A 20,144-nucleotide genomic window follows, 5' to 3' on the forward strand; every position below is an offset into this window, starting at 1 on the left:
TGCCGTACATTTGAATTCTTCGGGGCTTTGGCGGGTAATGGTTCCTGTTTCAACAGTTCTTCCAGGCTGTCCATAATCTTTTTATGCGGGTAGCGTTGCAGTTCTTCGGCGGTGGTCATGCCATGCGTGATGCCGGCAAAGTCCACTCCCGCCTTTTGTGCGGTTTCTGCATCCACCGTACTGTCGCCGATATAGAGCGTTTCGGCTTTAGTGACGTGTAGCTGCTTGATGGCAAGCAAGAGCCCTTCGGGCGAGGGCTTGGGAGTTTTTACATCTTCTCCGCCGATGATGATGTCCAGAAAGTCTTCGGGAAAGTGCTGGTCCAGTAATTCCTTGATGCGGTAGCGGAATTTGGTGGAGATGATTCCGATGCGGGCGCCGGAATCTTTCAGTGCTATCAGCACCGATTTTGTTTCGAGGAAAAGCACCGTATTGACGGTCATGTGTGTATCGGCTTCTTTTACGTACTCTTTCTTGAATTCGGCGAGCTGCAGGGGATCTGTTACACCGGAAAGAATGGAAAAGGAATCTTCCAGAGTCTTGCCAATGGTGCGTTTGATATCGTCATCGGTAGGTTGCGTGTAGCCATGGCGGTTGAGTACGTTGCGGAAACAGGTGACGATGCCGCGTGAAGAGTCGGCAAGCGTATAGTCGAAGTCGAAAAGGTAGGTTGTATAATTCATATGCCTTTTTGCGGCAAAGTTATGAATAAATTGGAATTATCAGCCCGTTGCCGGTTGATTAACTTCAATCGGCAACGGGCTTTGGCATGGGATGCCGGTGATTACTTCACTCTTCCGCCGCAGAGCCAGTATTGCGTATAATACCTTTCCTTGAGATTGCTCACAATGACTCCTTGGCTGGTGCTGGCGTGAATGAATTTGCCGTCTTTCAGGTAGATGCCCACGTGGGCCACCCTCTTGCGGGATGCCCGGCTGGTGAAAAAGACCAAGTCGCCTTCGCGCAGGTTGCGGCGGGCTATTCGGTTGCTTTCTTTCAGTTGTCCGTCGGTACTGCGCGATAAACGTATGCGGTAGGTTTTCTTGTAAAGCTGGGACACCAAGCCGGAACAGTCCGTTCCTTGTTTGCTGCTACCGCCCGCCCGGTAGGGGGTGCCTATCCATTCGGCAGCGTTGATGTACAGCCTGTGGTTGTCTGTTAGCTCTATATCCACGCCCAAGCGTACGGAGGCTTGCGCCAATGCTTTATAGTCAAGGCGGGGTGCGGAGGTGTGGCAGGAACTCAGGCAGAGCACCAGTCCGACAAAGGCGATTATATGGGCAAGTGGCTGTTTCATGCTTGTTCTTCTTCCGGTGTTTCTTCGTCTGTATCGTTTTCCGTTTCAACCTTTTCTTCTACGCTGACATTGAAATAGGCTTCCAGTTCCTTTTCTGCCGAGTTGTTTTCGTTTTCTATGTCACGAATGATGACTCCATGTTCCAATAGGGCGATGCGCGGGCATACATCTACTGTATGGTTGAGGTTATGGCTGGAGATGATGACAGTGGCTCCATGTTCCTCGTTGTATTTCTGCAGCAGTTGCTTGATGATGGACTGTGAACTTGGATCGAGGAAGTTGAACGGTTCATCCAGTATCAGCAGTTGGGGGTGGTGCAGCATGGCGGAGATAATACCTATTTTTTGCTTGTTTCCAGCGGAGAAATTGCGTATGAACTTCTTCTGTCCTATGACTTCACCATTCATGAAGCGCTCAAAAGGAACGAGACGTTCATCTACTTCTTCTTTTTTCAATCCATACATCTTGCCGATGAAATAGAAATATTCCTCCGGGGTGAGGTAGTCTATAAGAAAACCGTCGTCAATGAAAGCGCCGGTAAATCTCTTCCAGTCTTCACTTTGGGATACATCTATATCATTGATGGTGACATTCCCACGATCTGCCTGCAATAAATCCAGTATCAGTCGGAAGAGGGTGGTCTTTCCGGCTCCGTTGTTTCCTACCAAACCCAACATGTCACCTTGACTGATGAGGTAGTTATCAATATTTACAGCGGTCTTTTCACCGAATCTCTTTTGTAAATTATTTATCTGAATCATAGCTATAAATCTAAAATCATAAATCTTATTGTCTGCTGTCTCTGAATCCTTCCATGTTCTTGTAGCGCCGCTTCATGAAACGGTGGTATACGTTTTTCAGCCAGAAGCGTGAAGTCAGTATAAAACCGGCACCGACGGCAATCAGTATCCAGGCCGTAACCGTAGGTCCCCAAAAAGTTGTCAGCACAAAGTTCATAAGCAGAGGCACGCCGAATGCTGCTCCGGAAATCAAGTTCTGCAATCCGGTTCCCATATTCTGGCGGTTGGTCATCTTGGCGTTTAAATCCACTGTTTTGTTGTTGTATACAGCCAATTGGAACAGGCAGAAGTAAACGCCGCCGGCTACGAATGTGGCCCAGGCTATACAACTCAGCACAGACAGCTTGCCGGTTGCCATGGCAGGTATCATCAGGATGAGAGGTATGAGTATGGCGATGCTGTATAGGATATATTTGGCGCGAAGCAGGGTGTAGATAGACTCTTTGCGGCTCATCAATCCGTCAATGTAGTTGCCTTCGTAGCTCATCAGGCTTGATAGAAACAAGATTCCGAAAATCACGAAGTTGTAGACCATGATAAAGTTTTTCATGCCCTGCCCGTCGTATGCTTCGGTGAAACTCAGAATACATGTAAAGGCGATGACCACCATGAATACTGTACGCAAGGCTGTCTTGCAGACTTTGTTGCGCAACAACATCTTCAACTCCAGCCGCATGTATTCGCCAATCTCTCCGTAGCGGTCCAGAAATTTGTATTCCGACACGTGCTTTACTCTGGTGTCTTCCACTTTGTTGATCTCGTTATAAATGAGCTTGATCATCAGTTCGCGGTTGATGAACCACAGTGCCACGATCGTTGCGGATACTCCGATGAAAGTAAGCAGGTGTCCGAGGATAAATCCTTCTCCCAGGTCGATGGACCAGTCGAATAACGGGCTGTCTTCCGGAATGAATAGGCCGGCGGCAATAATTCCGTATACCAATATCGGCAGCATCACCCACCAGATGCGTTCGTTCATCAACGTGCGGCATAGCAGGAACCAATAGTTGTTGAGTATCATCAACAGCCATATTCCGATGCTATAAGTCAATACGCCCGTTATACCGTAGAATTTAGTAATGCTGATGATAGCGAACGGGACAAAGAAAAACAGCCATATCAGATTGAAACCGTTCAATCCGGAACGTATCAGCAGAAAATCGATCAGGCGGTTGCGCCTTATCGGCAACAGGAGATAAGGCTTGATTTCCTGGCTGGGCGTTTTCTGAAACGGGAAGCGCATCAGAAAATCCAGAGCCAGGACAAATATCAGTCCGCTGTTCAATACATGGTATGCTTCAGTTGCGCCACCATCGAAGGCAAAAGCGAAAGTGGTTCCGAAGAAGATCAGATAGCCGGCCCAAAAGACGGCCATAAAGTACATCCAGAACTTACCGAATTTGTTCTTCTCGTACATCGGATTTCGCTTGGCGGCCAGCTTCCCTTGCTTGCGTAATTCTATAAAGAGGCTCATAATGAATGGAAATTAATGTATATGAAAAAGGCTGCGCTGCTTTATTAACAACGCAGCCTTTTTGGAAACTGTAATTTCAGCACTTCGAAAGTTGGTAACCTTATTTCTTTTCAGGACTGATCATTGAAACAGTGATCTGGTTCTTCTGCTTCAGGAGTTCGTTGGCAAATTGCTGAACGTCCTTGGGGGTGATACTGTTAATGATTTGCTCGTAGTCCTTCACCGGATCGATGCCGGTGTACAGGTACTCGTCTATGCTGTTCAGCCAGTAGCCGTTTTCCTTGAGGTCTTCGCTGTGCTTCTTCAGCATATACTCTTTTACCTTGTTCAAACTGGCTTCATCGGGACCGTTCTTAGCAAAGGCTTCTGCTTCGTCGTAGATGATTTTTATCAGTTTTTCCTGTTTATCGGGAGCTGTGTTGAAGAAGATCTGCAGAACGGCTTTTTCTGTGGGATACTTGATGAGCTGTCCCATGGGATATACGCCGTAGGTACCGCCTTCGTCTTCACGTACCTTTTCGGTATAGATGAAGTTAAGAAGCTGGTCGGTCATGCTCATAAGAATCTCGTTACGGAGATTGTATTTGCAAGTACCGCTATAACAGATGAAGTTGTTCACTTTCGGAGTTTCCTGCTGGCGGATAAACTCATTTTTGCAGATGCCCTTGCGCATTGCGATGTGGTTGTCCTTGAATGTCTCCTTGCGGTTGATGGAGGGCAATGAACCCAGATAAGACTCGATTAGGGGTTTCACTGCTTCCACATCAACGTTTCCTACCAGAATGAAGGTAAAGTCGCTGGCATCTTTAAAGCGGTCCTGATACATGGACAGAATCTTGTCATAATTCATCTTGTCCACCATGTCGGCTTTTATCCGCAGGGTTCTGGGATGTTTCGAGTAGAGAGTGGACGTGATAGAGTCGCTGAAAGAAGAACTGGGGTTCAGGTCCATATTCTGTAATTCGGCTTTGCTGCGGTTCTTGTAAGATGCAAAAGCGTCATCATCGCGTCTCGGAGCAGTGAAAGTCAGATAGGTGAGCTGCATCATTGTCTCGAAGTCCTTGGGAGAGCAATTTCCGGTTACGGCTTCTGTCTTGTCGCCGATGCCATAGCTTACGGAGGCTTTTTTACCTGCCAGGGCTTTCTCCAGTTCTATGGCGCTGAAATTGCCTAAACCACCCAATGCCACTGCATCCAGTCCGTTGATATTGATGATTTCCGAGTCGGGGAAGAGTGAACTACCACCCATACTTACGCCTTTCATGCGAATCTCATCGGCTTTGAAGTCTGTTTTCTTGATTATAACCTTGACACCGTTGGATAAGGTCAACATAGTGGTTCCGAAGATGTCATCTTTCTTTTCGGAAACAATTTTACCGCCTTTCGGAGCTTCTTTCATCAGAGGTTCGTCGGATACCTTATCTATATACGGAGTGAGCTTCTCCGACTTCACTTCTTTCAACAGGTTCTTGATGGCTTCCTCTGTCGGAAGGCTCAAGCCTTCTTTTTCGGGTCCGAACAGTGCCACTACCTGGTTGCTGTCCGTCACCAGTTGTTGCATTATCTGGTTTAGGGCTGTCACAGGAATGGCCGGTGCTATCTGATTGATGATAGTATATTCGTTGGCGATTCCCGGAATGGGTTCATTGTCGAGGAAATGGCGGACATATTCCTTGACGTAGCTTTCATTTTTACGCTTGTCGCGTTCTTGGAAAGCAGATTCCAAATGACGCAGGTATTCTGCTCGTGCACGACTGTATTCGGTTTCGGTGAATCCAAATTGGCGTGCACGCTCTATTTCGCGGAGAATGGTTGAGATACCTTCCTCAATGTTATCTTCTTTGCAGACTACGATACCGGTGAAAGCATCTTTGGTCTTGGCAACAAAGAAATCATCATCGTAGGTCGTTGCATAGATGTAGGGCGGGTTGGCAACTTGGAGCAACTCGTTCAGACGTGCATTCAGCATGTTGGTAATCAGAGTGACAGCATAGTCTTGCATCAAGTAACCCACATTATTCTTTTCTTCTCTGGGAGTAGCTTGATGCTTGTTGAAGATAAAGGTCTGTACATATGGCTGCTCTTTGTCGCGGGCAACCAATACGATAGGCTCTTGGTTGTCGTTTACGGGATAATATTCACGCTTGGCGGCATTGGGCTGTGCGGGGATGTCCGAGAATCTTTTCTTGATAAGGGCTTCAATGGCGTCGACATCAATATCGCCTACCACTACTATACCCTGCAAGTCGGGACGGTACCATTTTTCGTAATAGTCTCTTAATGTTTGAGGCTTAAAGTTCATCACAACGTCCATTGTTCCGATAGGGAAGCAGTTGGCGTATTTGGTTCCGGCAAACATAGCCGGAAGCATTTTTTCCTGAAAACGCTGCATGGCGCTCATGCGGGTGCGCCATTCTTCATTGATAACGCCGCGTTCCTTATCTATTTCTTTCGTGTCCAAAGTCAGGTCGTTGCTCCAGTCGTGCAGGATCAGCAGGCAGGAGTCAATGGCTCCGGGAGTGTTGACAGGCACATTGGAGATGTTATAGACCGTTTCGTCTATGGATGTGTATGCGTTCAGGTTTTCGCCGAATTTTACACCTATACGTTCCAGATACTGTATTAGGGAGTTTCCGGGAAAGTGGGTGGTTCCATTGAAGCACATGTGCTCGAGGAAGTGGGCAAGACCGCGTTGGTTGTCCTCTTCCTGTATGGAACCCACTTTTTGGGCTATATAGAAGTCGGCCCGGTTAGCGGGAAGGCTGTTTTTACGGATGTAATAAGTTAATCCGTTGTCCAGCTTGCCGATACGGACATCCTTGTCGATGGGAATGGGTGGTAATTGTTGTGCAAATACCTGTTGGAAGTTACAGCATACAATTAGTGCAACAATCCATAAGTTACGTAATAAATGTTTCATCATCATTTGATTTAAAAATGTTTTTGCCTTATCTGTCGAAGCGATTAGGCGATAAATCACAAAACAATTCTGTTTTTTATTTAATTGCTTCCCGGATGCGGACTAATTTAGTCAGGAGTCCTTCCAGTAAATCCAACTTCAACATATTGGCACCGTCGCTTTTGGCTACGGACGGATTCTCATGTGTCTCGATGAACAGGCCGTCTGCACCTACGGCTATACCGGCTTTGGCTATCGTTTCAATCAGTTGCGGCATGCCGCCTGTGACACCGCTGGTCTGGTTGGGTTGCTGCAAGGAATGGGTAACGTCCAGTACAACGGGAAAACCGAAAGTCTGCATCTCCGGTATTCCGCGATAATCCACCACAAGATCCTGATAGCCGAAAGTTGTTCCGCGTTCTGTAATCATTACGTTCTTGTTGCCGGCTTCCACCACCTTGTCTGCCGCAAAACGCATGGCAAGCGGGGAGAGGAATTGACCTTTTTTGATATTGATGATTTTACCGGTTTGGGCGGCGGCTACCAGTAGGTCGGTTTGCCTGCAAAGGAAAGCGGGGATTTGCAGAATATCTACGAATTCGGCAGCCATGGCAGCTTCTTCCGCGGCATGGATATCTGTTACGGTAGGCACTCCGAACGTATCATGCACTTTTTTTAGAATTTTCAAGGCTTTCTCATCTCCTATGCCCGTAAATGAGTCTAAGCGCGAACGGTTGGCCTTGCGGTAAGAACCTTTAAATGCGTAAGGAATCTGTAATCTGTCAGTGATGGTCACCACACGTTCGGCAATGCGCATTGCCATATCTTCACCTTCAATGACACAGGGGCCTGCCAGCAGAAAGAAGTTTCCGGCAGGATTATTTTTCAGTTTAATCATACGTTTTTATGAATTATAAATTATGAATTGCAAGTTATGAATTGAGAGGTGTGAAAAAAGTTCATTCCTCAGTTTGGTATAATCAGTGTGATTGCTTCGTGCAGCACTCCGATGTCTAATGGAAAATGACGGTCGAGAATACGCCCGTCCAAGTCGACGGAAGCGTTTTGGGCACGTAATACTTTTATCTTTTGGGTACGGTAGGGTTTTACCACTTTATGGTTGAGGATTCTTCCTTCCATTAACATCCATATTCCCGAAAAAAGCTGCAATAATTCGGGGCGATAGATAACTGATACGTCCAACCAACCATTGTAAGGCACTGCACTGGGAGCTTGCCCGTATCCCCATGCACTGCCTATGCATACTGTCATAATGCGCCCGCGTATGTGTTCGCCGTTTATTTTAAGGTGCATGCGGTATAGTTTCCGTTCGAATATCAGTGAAAGGAATGCCATGAAATAGGACAGGAACTTCACACCCCAAAAACGTTTGCATTGGTCGGTGATTTTTACGATACTGGCTCCAAGCCCGATATTGATGGCATTCAGAAAGTAGCGGGTCATATGCTTTTCGCCGTCATAGTAGTAGCACGTGCCTACATCTATTTTTCGACGGCGGTTGTTTATGATGCAATCTACCGCATCCTTGTATTCCGAACTCATCTCCCAGTATTTGGCAAAATCGTTACCTATTCCGTTGGGGATGATGCCGATAGCAATATTCTCTTTATCTTCTGCATTGGAGAGCATGATGCCGTTGATTGCGTCGTTCAGTGCGCCGTCACCACCTACAATGACAATGGTGCGATATCCGTTGTTGGCAAGAATTCCCGCCAGACGCTCTACCGAACCGAACCCTTCGGACTGCACGTAGTCATAAGACACACCTTTGCTGTCCATATATGCTTTAATTTCTTTCCACCGTTTCTGTACTTTACGCGTTCCGGCTTTGGGGTTATAGATCACTCCCCATTTATTGGGTTCTACACTCATATGTTCGTCCCTTTTAATAAGTCTAACATTTCCATATTTGCTGTTTAGCCAGCGTTGCCGTCAAAGATACTAAATCTCTTTGAGTTTTGACTTTACAAAGGCTATCTTTTCTTCCATAGGCCATTGGACGTTTATCCAGTGGATGGTAAATCCCCGCCTCTCCATTCCCCGAAACCAGGTCATCTGGCGTTTGGCAAACTGATGGATAGCTGTCTCCAGTTGGTTGAACATTTCGTCGTAGGTCAGTTTGCCAATGACGTAAAGTGTCAGATATTTGTACTCCAATCCGTAGTAGATGAGATCTTCGGGTGGAATCCCTTGCTCTATCAATCGGCGCACTTCGTCTATCATTCCTTCGTCCAACCTTTGGCGCAGGCGGCGGGTGATTTTCTCACGCCGCAGTTCGCGGTCTATGTTCACACCGATAATGAGGCTGTTCAATAGCGGAAAAGAACGCTTGTCTACCGGTGTGTGGGCATAATATTCTTCAATCTCAATGGCGCGGATTGCCCGTTTCACCGTATCTACATCCGTCGTATTATGCAAGTTTTTATAGGTTTTCAACATTTCGGTGAGTTCTTCCAAGGACTTGCCTGCTAAGCGGATGCGTAATTCCGGATTTTCGGGTACGGGCAGCAATTTGTATCCTTTGAGTACCGATTCTAAATACATTCCAGTTCCGCCGCATACAATGGGCAGACAACCCTTTTGTTTAATACTTTCATAGGCGGTCAGAAAATCACGTTGATATTCAAAGACGTTGTACTTATATCCCGGATCGGCAATGTCAATGAGATGATAAGGTATTTGTTTGCCATTCACTGTATAGTCGGCAAGGTCTTTACCTGTACCAAGATCCATGTTACGGTATATTTGCCGAGAGTCGGCACTGATTATTTCTGTATTTAGCTCTGCTGCCAATGCAGCGGCAAATGGAGTTTTGCCGGATGCTGTGGGACCTAATATGGCAATTAAATCATAGTCAGGCATATAATGAGTATTTATTAATTTGAATACAAAGATAGTGTAATTTATGGGCAGAATAAAATGAAGTGGTTCATTTTGTTCTGAGAAGATGCAACTTTTCTTTACACTTGAGAAGACTGTCTGAAAAAGGAAGTAAAAAACAGAGTGGCTCTTCTTAAAAGGTGTTATGAAACATGCTTTTTTTCTTGGATAGTTTGCAAATATCCCAAGAGTCCGTATCTTTGCAATGTGTTTTTCATAGTATTAGATTTAAGGTTAACAAAGGTTGGAGTACAGCGGTACTCCTTTTTTTTGCTCTGTACTTTTCTTTTCTTGCTGCAAATCAAGGACAAAAATGTAAAAATCTGAGTATATTCTTTCCTTATAGGTATACAATGTGATTAGCCTATATCTATACTTGTTCTTTAGGGATGAAATATTTTCGTTCTGTTTTTATGCTATATTCTATGCTTTTATTGCTTTTATAAGGCTGTTGCGGCGATGTAAAAGGTGTTCGAATTTAACTTTTGATATATAATGGATTACTTAAGCGTGTGTTACATGTACGATAAAGAATGTAACATACGAAAGAAATATGTAATGTTGTCAAAAAAACATGTAATACGATTTTTTTAATCGCATGTGTGCCTTTTGTACATTTGTCGCAGAAAAGCCAGAAATATAAAACTACTCATATTATGAAACATGCAAATATGAAGAACACTTTATCTTTCGTCTGCCTTAAAAATATTAATAACTATAAAATCGAGTATTGATGAATAAAAGATCTTTTTTTGCAATTTTATCGGCCTTAGTAGTTTCTGCCGGTACATTGGGAGGTTTTTCGTCTTGCAATTTATCTAAAGCAAATGGAAATCTGCCTGCTGTTAAGGATTCTACAGCCCTTTTTGATTATTTTACTTATAAAGGTAATGATGATTTTTATAAGGAAAATCCATTGCCCGATGATGAGTCGTTTTATAATCCTATTTTGCCTGGTTGGTATTCGGATCCGAGTATATGTACGAATGGGGAAGGAGACTATTTTTTAGTGACTTCTACTTTTACTTATTTTCCGGGCGTACCTATCTTTCATAGTAGAGATTTAGTAAACTGGAAACAGGTGGGACATGTTCTTAGCCGTCCTTCCCAACTGGTCAATATGAAAGGACAGCATGTGAGTGGAGGAATTTTTGCACCGGCAATTTCATATAATCCCCACAATAAGACTTATTATATGGTAACCACCAATGTTGGAGCCGGTAATTTCTTTGTGAAAACTCAGGATCCTTTTGGAGAGTGGTCTGATCCTATTATGCTGCCTGAAGTGGGCGGAATAGATCCGTCTTTCTTTTTTGATGAAGATGGGAAAGCTTATATTGTAAATAATGATGATGCTCCGGATTATAAACCTGAGTATAGCGGGCATCGCACAATCCGCATACAAGAGTTTGATGTAAAATCGGATAAAACAATTGGACCTCGCAAAATACTGGTAAACAAAGGTGTGCATCCGGAGGAAAAACCTATTTGGATAGAAGGTCCTCATATGTATAAGATCAATGGAAAATATTTCCTTATGGATGCAGAAGGTGGCACGAGTACCTGGCATTCTGAAGTTATTTTCCGCAGTGATTCTCCGATGGGAACTTTTACTCCTTGGACGAAAAATCCAATATTAACACAACGTCATCTCAGTGCCGAACGTCCTAATCCGATTACGTGTGCCGGTCATGCTGACTTGATACAAACCAAAGAAGGTGATTGGTGGGCTGTATTTTTGGCATGCCGTCCTATAAATAATAAGTTTGAAAATTTGGGGCGTGAAACATTTTTAATGCCGGTAAGGTGGAGCGAAGATGGCTTCCCTTATATGACGCAAGGGAATGAAACTGTTCCTCTGATTCTAAAACGAACTGGCGTAAAGCGTGATGCCAGTGTTACCTTTGGTAACTTTGAAGAGATTGAAGATTTTGATAATGCTTCTTTGGGTATGCAGTGGATAACATTGCGTGCTCCTGCTACTGAATTGTATTCTTTATCCGACACTCCGGGCTTTTTGACCTTGAAGTGTGCTGATGTCAGTGCTGCTGAAAAAGATACTCCTGCTTTTGTTTGCCGTCGTATGCAGCATCATAAATTCGAATCTACTACCCGTATGTTGTTTAATCCTTCCAATGAAAAGGATAAGGCTGGTATGTTATTGTTTAAAGATGAAAAGCATCAGTATTTATTTGCAGTAAATAGGCAAGGAGAAAATAAGTCCGTTTTCCTGAAACGAATTGGAGAGTCTGAACAGATATTGGCTTCTGATACTATTTCTGGAAACACAAAAGAGATTTATTTGAAAGTTATATCTCAAGGTACTCATTATGATTTTTATTATTCCTTGAAAGGAGAAAAAGATTGGACATTGCTCTGTAAAGACGTTGATGCAAGCTATCTTTCCACAACTACGGCTGGTGGATTTACAGGTAGCGTGATAGGACTGTACGCCACTTGTAAATGATCTTTTATTGTTGCATGTAACATGAAGGACAACTTCTGTTACATGCAACAAATCCTATGTAACGTTTATGTGGGTATGTGGAACACCTCCACAATTATTTTTTATATACATTAAATATATTTGTGCGGTAAAATAAAACATGTTAACTGTTAGCGTTTATTAATCTTATACTAATAAAAATGAAATGTATGTATGACGATAGCTAAGGCTATTAAAAAATGACTGATGATTAGAGAACAATGTAGTTAATTAACATCTTAAACTAGTGGTAATGAAAAATGTAACAAAAAAAAATCAAAAGATTCCTTACCTGTTTTTACTTATGCTGTTCAGCTGTCTGATGGCATCGGCACAAAGTGGGATAACGGTAAGGGGAACTGTCTTTGACAATAACGGTGAGACGGTCATTGGTGCCTCAGTGGTATTAAAAGGTAATAATTCAATAGGTACGATTTCAGATATAGATGGTAATTTCATACTGACTGTGCCCAATGAAAACCCTACTCTTATTGTTTCGTTTGTGGGAATGAAGTCCAAAGAGGTAAAAGCGACTTCGAAAGGTTTGATCAAAATAACCTTGGAAGATGATTCTCAGCAGTTAGAAGAGGTAGTGGTAGTTGGGTATGGTCAGCAAAAGAAAGCATCGGTAGTTGGTGCCATAACCCAAACAACAGGTAAGGTTTTGGAACGGGCAGCTGGTGTTTCAGACATAGGTGCTGCTTTGACAGGTAACTTACCGGGGGTTGTTACTACTCAAGGTACGGGTATGCCTGGCGAAGAAGAGCCGAAAATAACTATTCGTGGTGCAAGCTCATGGAATAACAACGAAGACCCATTGGTATTAGTAGATGGTATCGAGCGTCCTATGAGTTCTGTAGATATTAGTTCTGTACAATCTATTTCTGTATTGAAAGATGCTTCAGCAACTGCTGTCTATGGTGTAAAAGGTGCTAATGGTGTAATTCTTGTAACAACAAAACGTGGTACGGAGGGTAGTGCTAAAATAGATGTAGGTTTCAATGCTACTTTAAAATCTCCTTCAAAACTGCCTAATAAGTATGACTCCTATGATGCACTGATGTTCCGTAATACGGCTATTGAACATGAGTTGGCTTTGAGGCCGGATTCATGGGAATATATTCGTCCTCAATCGTTTATTGAAAACTATCGCAACCAGACTACTGTTGAACAGAGAGAACGTTATCCTAACGTCGATTGGCAAAAAGCTTTGTTTAAAGATAATACAATGTCTTATAATGCTAATATAAATATTAGCGGTGGTACGAAGTTTGTAAAGTATTTTGCTTCTGCTGATTATGTGCATGAAGGAGACCTTTTTAGAGTTTATGATAACGGGCGTGGGTATAACTCTGGTTATGGATATGACCGTATTAATGTGCGCAGTAATTTGGATTTCAATATTACAAAAACTACTGTGTTAAAAGTAAATTTAGCAGGTTCCAATGCCATTCGTAAAGCTCCATGGAGTAATACAGGACATTCTGAATGGCAGATTGGTCAGCAATGGTCAGGTGCATACAATATTGCTCCAGATGTGTTTCTACCGCAATATTCTGATGGTAGTTGGGGTATGTATCCACTTGTATCCAATACAACTAACTCGGCGGAAAATATTTCTTTAGGTGGTACGATGCAGGTTACAACAACACGTATCAATACAGATTTTACATTAGAACAAGATTTGAAGTTTATAACCAAAGGACTTTCTGCTCGGGCTACTGTTTCTTGGGATAATGTTTTTGTTGAAAACAATCGTGGTATCAATGATTTGTTTAATAGTGCACAACACAAGTGGATCGATCCAGATACAGGTCAGGAACGATATGAACAATCCTATGATACCAATAATGGTTTTGATTGGACCCAAGGTGTCAATTGGAGTACTTCTCCTGGTGCAGTAGATAATGGTCAAACTGTTCGTAATCTTTATTATCAGGCACAATTAAATTGGGTACGTAGTTTTGGAAAACATAACGTAACAGCTATGGGATTGTTTAGCCGCCAGGAAAATGCACGAGGGAGTGTAATGCCTACTTATCGTGAAGACTGGGCATTCCGTACTACTTATAATTATGCAGACCGTTATTTTATTGAGTATAATGGCGCATATAATGGCTCTGAAAAGTTTAGTCCTGAGAATCGTTTTGCTTTTTTCAATTCAGGAGCTATCGGTTGGATGGTTAGTGAGGAGCCTTTTATGAAGTTCTTCCGTGAAAAGAAAATAGTTGACATGCTGAAAGTACGTGCTTCTTATGGTGAAATTGGTTCTGACCAATTGGGGCCCGATCCTTTTGATTCTAGTCGTCGTTGGCTCTATATGAACCAGTGGGCTTATGGTGGGCACACTGTGATGGATCTAAATCATACAGAAAGTATTTATACATGGTATCGTGAGTCAGCTATTGGCAACAAAGATATTCAATGGGAAGTTGTGAAAAAACTGAATATTGGTATAGACTATTCATTTCTTGAGGGATTATTTGCCGGTAGTGTGGAATTTTTCCGGGATGTACGTTCTAATATTTTTGTTTATGGTGGTGATCGTTCTATTCCGTCTTATTTTGGTGGAACACCTCCATCTGTTAATAAAGGTAAGATTCGTACAAGCGGATATGAACTGGAGCTACGTATCAACAAGACATTTGCTAATGATTTACGTCTTTGGGGAAACTTCAGTATGACTCATGCTAGAAATAAGGTTTTAGTGAAAGATGACCAGGCTTTGCGTCCTGCATATCAAAAATCTGCTGGACATAGTGTAAATCAATATACTTCTTATATCGATGCAGGTTTTATTCAGAGTTATGACCAATTGTTTGGTGCTCCAGCTCATGATGCCAACGATTCTCAAAAACTAGTAGGAGATTACTACATTGTCGATTTCAATGGTGATGGTGTGGTAGATAACAAAGACCAAGCACCCTATGGCTATACAAATTCGCCTGAGAATACGTTTAATGCGACAGTGGGATTTGAGTGGAAAGGATTCAGTGCATTTGCACAATTCTACGGTGTGACTAATGTCACTCGTGACGTTGCCCTTAATAGTTTTGGCAGTAAATTGAACACTGTATTCGATAATGGTACATGGTGGTCAAAAGCTACTCCCAATGCAGATGTAGTTGTACCTCGTTGGAACTCTACACCAAGTTATAATGATGGAACTCAATTCCTATATGACGGTTCCTATATTCGTTTAAAGAATGTTGAATTAGCTTATACTTGGAATAAAGGATGGATCAGGAAACTTGGATTAGGCAATTTAAAGATTTATGTCAATGGCAATAATCTTTGGTTATGGACACGTATGCCCGATGACCGCGAGGCAAATCTTTCAGGAGCTGGTTATTTAGGTGCTTATCCTACGGTGAAACGTTATAACTTTGGTATTAAATTCACATTATAATAATGTACAAGATGAAATATAATACATATAAAACTCTGTTTTATGCAGGTCTTTTGTCTTTTTCAGTAGGATTCTGCATGACATCTTGCGAAGATTATTTGGACAAGAGTCCAGAATCGACGGTCTCTGAAGAAGATGCGTTCAAGAACTTTCGTAATTTTCAAGGGTTCATAGAAGAAATATACAATTGCATACCTGATAAGGAAAAATGTAATTACTGTACATCTTGGAATTGGGGTGATGATGAACTTTTCAATTCTATGGGAGATGCACATATGACGCATCAGGCCGATTTAGGTAATTTCCGCGCTTGGCAAAGTAATGGTCAGTGCTGGCTATATAGAAATCCCAGTAATCCGGCATCTACTGATAAATTTCAACATTCTTTGTGGCCGCATTCTTGGTATTGCATACGTAAGGCTAATGTAGGTCTTGCTAATTTAGATAAATTGGTTGGTACTCAGGAAGAAAAAGATTTGATCGCAGGTCAACTTTATTTCTTTCGTGCATGGTGGCACTTTGAATTGATGACTTATTGGGGTGGACTGCCTTATATTGATCAAGTGCTTGATGCTACTCAAGAATTGACTTTGCCGAGATTAAGTTATCAGGAATGTGCAGACAAAGCAGCAGCAGATTTTCGTAAGGCTGCAGATTTACTTCCAGTTGATTGGGATAAAACATCTACTGGTAAAGCAACAGAAGGCAAGAACCAATTGCGAATTAATAAAATAATGGCATTGGGTTATCTTGGTAAAAATTATCTGTGGGCTGGCAGTCCTCTAATGAAAAATGGTGCACAACTTGGAGGTGCTAATACTTACAATTATGATGAAGAATATTGTAAAAAAGCCGCACAAGCATTCGGTGAGTTACTGACGTTAGTAGAGAATGGAGATACGCAATATGCTCTTGCTGAATTTAATTATAAGAATATTTATAATCATGAGAAAGCGAATGATGCTAAGACTTGCTATTCTGATATTTTTTATACACGCCGGCAAGGTTGGTTAATGCCAGGTTCTGTTGAAGCTATATTCCGTGGACCTTCTGCTGATTATAATGGAAGTAACTGGAATATGACAAAATTATGGGGGCCGAAAGTTGCAGGGCTTGTTGCTCATGATAAGATTATACATTTGCCGACTGCTAACCTTGTAAAAATGTATGGCATGGCAAATGGGCTTCCTGTTGATGATCCGAACTCTAGATTTGATGAGCGATATCCGTTTAAGGATAGAGATCCGCGTTTTTATCATGATATAGTATTTGATGGCTTCCACTTTGTTTTGGCTGAGGATAAATTATCTGATGCGCAAAAACCTTATGCTTATTGTGATCTTTCTACTGGTGCAGACATGCGTTCTGCAGATCTCGGTAGTCGTACAGGTTATTTCTTCCAGAAACTTGTTCCTCACACTTGTAATGAAGGTGATAAGGAATATGATTGGGGTAGTAACTTACATACTTATTTACCGTATATGCGTTTGGCGGATATTTATTTAATGTACGCTGAAAGCTGTGCTGCTGTCGGTGGTGCATCTTTCAAATCGGAGAACTGTTCACTAACCGCTCTTGATGCAATTAATAAGATTCGTACTCGCTGTGGTGCAAAAGGCGTTCATACTTCTTATATAGCGGATAATAAGAAATTTATGGATGAAATACGTCGTGAACGTGCTGTGGAACTATCTATGGAAGGTTTTCGTTTTAATGATCTCCAGCGTTGGTTGTTACTTACAGAAGCTCCTTATACAGAGAAATATTCTGTAGAATTCGATCGCGTAGAAAGTCCTGAATTTTATAAGACAAACGATCCTGCGAATGCAGAAGTTGCAAACTATCGTCATGAATTGATTGTAAAGCGTGTGTTTGGTACGAAGCATTATTGGTTCCCCTTGCCCGATGACGATGTGTATCTTTATCCTGAATTCGGACAGAATCCCGGTTGGTAATCGTGGAAAGCTACAAAGTATGTTTAACAATAAATGAATAAACAATGAAATATATACAAGCAAGATTCATTCTCTGTACTATGCTGGCCACTTCTTCGGTGTTTGCCAGTGCTCAGGCTGCAGATTGGAATGAAACCGATTCATTGGCAAACAAAAAAGACCAAATGGTACAGGTAGCTTTTCGTAAGGTAGCCCAGAAAGACCTTTTGGGTGGTGTCTCTGTTGTCAATGTAGAGGAACTTACGAAAAAGAATTATAACACCTATAGCTTAGATAATATGCAAGGCTATGTCGGTGGTTGGAATGGTAACTCGCTGTGGGGAATGGATGGCGATAATGCTGGCTACTTAGTTTTAGTTGATGGTGTGCCACGTGACGCAAATAATGTAATGCCTTCTGAAATAGCCCAGATTTCCTTCCTGAAAGGTGCACAAGCTGTGGTCCTTTATGGTAGTAAAGCAGCCAAAGGTGCAGTTGTAATTACTACTAAACGTGGTAATGTAGAGGGATTAAATGTTAGCGTTAGGGCTAATACAGGAGTTCATGTGGCTAAGGCATATCCTGAATATTTGGGTTCTGCCGAATATATGACCCTTTATAATGAAGCTCTTTTGAATGATGATCCTACTGCAAAGCCTCTTTATACAGCAGAGCAAATCTATAATCATGGTTCAGGATTGAATCCTTATCGTTATCCTAATATCAATTATTATTCTTCGGATTATGTAAAGAAAGCGTATAATCGTTCGGAAGTAACAGCTGAAATTACCGGTGGTGGAAAACGTGCGCGTTTCTACAGTAATGTGAGCTATTATCGTAATGGCGATTTTCTTGATTTTGGTGAAGCTAAGAATAATATGACGGATCGTTTCAACGTACGTGGTAATGTGGATGTGGATATCAATAGTTTTATCAGCGCTTATATTAATGCGAATGCTACATTTTATAATTCGAAAAGCGCGAAAGGTGACTATTGGAATGCTGCGGCAACAGTACGTCCTAACTTCCCGCAAAATGCAGCTCCACTTATTCCTTTAGACATGATTGATCCTAATGCTTCGGCTGTATGGGAACTGTTAAGCACTACTTCCAATATTATTGATGGTAAGTATTTCTTATCCGGTAGTCAGGCAAATCCTACTAATGCGTTTGCTGATAGTTATGCAGCAGGAAGCAGCAAGTGGACAAGTCGTCAATTTCAGTTTGATACAGGAGTGAATGTTAATTTGGACAAAGTGTTGAAAGGTCTCTCTTTTAATGCAATGTTTGCAGTAGATTATGCTACTTCTTATTCAACCTCTTTTGATAATAACTATGCAGTGTTCATTCCTACCTGGGCCAACTACGGTGGAAAAGATGTTATTGTAGCACTCACCAAAGAAGGTAATGATGAGAAACCTGGAACTCAAAATGTTGGTGGAAGTTCTGATAAACAGATGATTGCATTCTCTGGGCAATTTAATTATCAAAATACGTTCAAAAAGCATCACAATGTGTCGGCTATGCTTATAGCTAATGGTTATCAGCAGACAGTTTCTGCTCAATATCATCGCATCAGTAATGCTAATTTGGCATTGCAGTTAGGTTATAATTATCAGCAGCGTTATTATGCAGATTTTGGTGCAGCGCTCATTCACTCGGCCAAACTTGCTGAAGGACATCGTCAGGCTCTTTCTCCTTCGCTGACATTGGGTTGGCGTTTGAGTGGCGAAAACTTCCTGAAAGATTCTCCTGTTGTTGATGATTTGCTATTCAGTGTATCTGGTAGTATTCTTAATCAGGACATTGATTTGGTGATGGGAGATAAGGAATTTTACCTTTATGAATCAGTATGGACGCAAAATGATGGTTATTCATGGTATGATGGTCCGGCTGGTAAGTATACTATTTCTACCAGGGGACAGAATAAAGACCTTTCATTCATAAAACGTAAAGAGTTTTCTGCAAATCTCAAGACGTCACTGTGGAATAGATTGATAACAGCAGATGCTTCATTCTTCATTAATTCTACTGAAGGATATTTGATTAATCAGCCCACTTTCTTCCCGTCGCATCTTAATACAGGTTATCCGGCTGCATCGTTCATGGCAGTTATGAATTATAATAATAACCGCCGTATGGGTTTTGATTTTAGCGTGAATGCTAACAAGCGTTTTGGGGAGTTTGATTTGTCACTTGGTGTATCAGGAACATATTATGATACCAAAATAACTAAACGTGATGAAATTTATGATGATGCTTATCGATATCGTAAGGGTAAACCTGTTGATGGCGTTTGGGGACTTCAAAGTGCAGGATTGTTTCAAAGTGAGGGGGAGATAAAAAACAGTCCGGAACAAAAGTTGGGTAGCACAGTTCGACCTGGTGATATAAAATATGTAGACCAGAACGGAGATGATGTAATTGACGAGAAAGATGAAATTTATTTAGGTAAAGGAGGATGGTATGGATCGCCTTTCACGCTCGGCATAAACTTTACGGCTAAGTGGAAAAACTTTACGTTTTTTGCATTGGGTACAGGAGGATTCGGTGCTTATGGTATGAAGAATAATTCTTACTATTGGGTAGATGGAGATGATAAATATTCTGCTATCGTTCGTAATCGCTGGACTGAAGAAACAGCAGCTACTGCGACTTATCCACGCTTATCAGCTAAAAGTTCAAGTAATAACTTCCGTTCTTCAGACTATTGGTTGTATAAAACCAATCGTTTTGATTTGGCAAAAGTACAGATTACCTATGATTTACCCAAACGGGTATTGCGCAATACTTTCCTTCGTGAATTTTCTGCTTATGTAAGTGGTGCAAATCTGCTTACAATCTCAAAAGAGCGCAAACATATGGAGATGAACGTGGGGAGTGCACCGCAAACCAGGTTCTATAATATTGGTGTAAAAGCAGTATTTTAATTAAAAAATAGAACA

The 20,144-nt window shown here is 42.0% G+C and carries 11 protein-coding genes and 1 pseudogene; 4 read left to right on the forward strand and 8 right to left on the reverse strand.

The features are described 5' to 3' along the window. Positions 1 to 29: 29 nt before the first annotated feature. The 8 genes and pseudogenes from NQ546_RS07945 to miaA form a co-directional block, all read right to left on the reverse strand. Positions 30 to 683, reverse strand: a pseudogene (locus tag NQ546_RS07945) (HAD family hydrolase); the annotation flags it as partial. A 101-nt stretch (positions 684 to 784) separates the two neighbouring features. Continuing rightward, positions 785 to 1,297: a C40 family peptidase gene (locus NQ546_RS07950; RefSeq protein WP_004289582.1), complete on the reverse strand. Its 513-nt coding sequence runs from the start codon at positions 1,295 to 1,297 to the stop codon at positions 785 to 787. After that, positions 1,294 to 2,058, reverse strand: coding sequence for an ABC transporter ATP-binding protein (locus NQ546_RS07955; RefSeq protein ID WP_004289583.1), 765 nt, complete (start codon positions 2,056 to 2,058; stop codon positions 1,294 to 1,296). Before NQ546_RS07955 ends, NQ546_RS07950 begins: the two co-directional genes overlap by 4 nt. Positions 2,059 to 2,083: 25 nt before the next feature. Further along, positions 2,084 to 3,571, reverse strand: coding sequence for a DUF5687 family protein (locus tag NQ546_RS07960; protein ID WP_004289584.1), 1,488 nt, complete (start codon positions 3,569 to 3,571; stop codon positions 2,084 to 2,086). Positions 3,572 to 3,671: 100 nt separating this feature from the next. Beyond that, a complete protein-coding gene (locus tag NQ546_RS07965; RefSeq protein WP_039953213.1) occupies positions 3,672 to 6,491 on the reverse strand; it encodes a M16 family metallopeptidase in 2,820 nt (939 codons plus the stop codon). A 76-nt stretch (positions 6,492 to 6,567) separates the two neighbouring features. Beyond that, on the reverse strand, positions 6,568 to 7,368 hold the full coding sequence (gene kdsA, locus NQ546_RS07970) for a 3-deoxy-8-phosphooctulonate synthase (protein ID WP_004289586.1): 801 nt from the start codon (positions 7,366 to 7,368) through the stop codon (positions 6,568 to 6,570). A 68-nt stretch (positions 7,369 to 7,436) separates the two neighbouring features. Beyond that, positions 7,437 to 8,363, reverse strand: a complete 927-nt coding sequence (locus NQ546_RS07975; protein WP_004289587.1) for a diacylglycerol/lipid kinase family protein — start codon at positions 8,361 to 8,363, stop codon at positions 7,437 to 7,439. Positions 8,364 to 8,432: 69 nt separating this feature from the next. Then, positions 8,433 to 9,353: a tRNA (adenosine(37)-N6)-dimethylallyltransferase MiaA gene (gene miaA / locus NQ546_RS07980; RefSeq protein ID WP_004289588.1), complete on the reverse strand. Its 921-nt coding sequence runs from the start codon at positions 9,351 to 9,353 to the stop codon at positions 8,433 to 8,435. A 751-nt stretch (positions 9,354 to 10,104) separates the two neighbouring features. Here miaA and NQ546_RS07985 point away from each other — a divergent pair. The 4 genes from NQ546_RS07985 (at position 10,105) to NQ546_RS08000 (ending at position 20,129) form a co-directional block, all read left to right on the forward strand. Next, on the forward strand, positions 10,105 to 11,838 hold the full coding sequence (locus NQ546_RS07985) for a glycoside hydrolase family 43 protein (protein WP_004289591.1): 1,734 nt from the start codon (positions 10,105 to 10,107) through the stop codon (positions 11,836 to 11,838). Between the two features lie 265 nt (positions 11,839 to 12,103). Continuing rightward, positions 12,104 to 15,265 (forward strand): SusC/RagA family TonB-linked outer membrane protein, encoded by a 3,162-nt coding sequence (locus NQ546_RS07990; protein ID WP_004294249.1) that lies wholly within the window; start codon positions 12,104 to 12,106, stop codon positions 15,263 to 15,265. Between the two features lie 11 nt (positions 15,266 to 15,276). Then, positions 15,277 to 17,220: a RagB/SusD family nutrient uptake outer membrane protein gene (locus NQ546_RS07995; protein WP_039953214.1), complete on the forward strand. Its 1,944-nt coding sequence runs from the start codon at positions 15,277 to 15,279 to the stop codon at positions 17,218 to 17,220. Positions 17,221 to 17,264: 44 nt separating this feature from the next. After that, entirely contained in the window at positions 17,265 to 20,129 is a 2,865-nt protein-coding gene (locus NQ546_RS08000; RefSeq protein WP_004289594.1) for a SusC/RagA family TonB-linked outer membrane protein, read from the forward strand. The last annotated feature ends 15 nt before the right edge of the window (positions 20,130 to 20,144 follow it).

It is taken from the genome of Bacteroides eggerthii, from assembly GCF_025146565.1.
In the GTDB taxonomy this organism is placed as follows: Bacteria; Bacteroidota; Bacteroidia; order Bacteroidales; family Bacteroidaceae; genus Bacteroides; species Bacteroides eggerthii.

Coding starts and splice junctions, on each gene's coding strand:
- NQ546_RS07950 (WP_004289582.1), bottom strand. CDS start 1,297: ATGAAACAGCCACTTGCCCATATAATCGCCTTTGTCGGACTGGTGCTC.
- NQ546_RS07955 (WP_004289583.1), bottom strand. CDS start 2,058: ATGATTCAGATAAATAATTTACAAAAGAGATTCGGTGAAAAGACCGCT.
- NQ546_RS07960 (WP_004289584.1), bottom strand. CDS start 3,571: ATGAGCCTCTTTATAGAATTACGCAAGCAAGGGAAGCTGGCCGCCAAG.
- NQ546_RS07965 (WP_039953213.1), bottom strand. CDS start 6,491: ATGAAACATTTATTACGTAACTTATGGATTGTTGCACTAATTGTATGC.
- kdsA (WP_004289586.1), bottom strand. CDS start 7,368: ATGATTAAACTGAAAAATAATCCTGCCGGAAACTTCTTTCTGCTGGCA.
- NQ546_RS07975 (WP_004289587.1), bottom strand. CDS start 8,363: ATGAGTGTAGAACCCAATAAATGGGGAGTGATCTATAACCCCAAAGCC.
- miaA (WP_004289588.1), bottom strand. CDS start 9,353: ATGCCTGACTATGATTTAATTGCCATATTAGGTCCCACAGCATCCGGC.
- NQ546_RS07985 (WP_004289591.1), top strand. CDS start 10,105: ATGAATAAAAGATCTTTTTTTGCAATTTTATCGGCCTTAGTAGTTTCT.
- NQ546_RS07995 (WP_039953214.1), top strand. CDS start 15,277: ATGAAATATAATACATATAAAACTCTGTTTTATGCAGGTCTTTTGTCT.
- NQ546_RS08000 (WP_004289594.1), top strand. CDS start 17,265: ATGAAATATATACAAGCAAGATTCATTCTCTGTACTATGCTGGCCACT.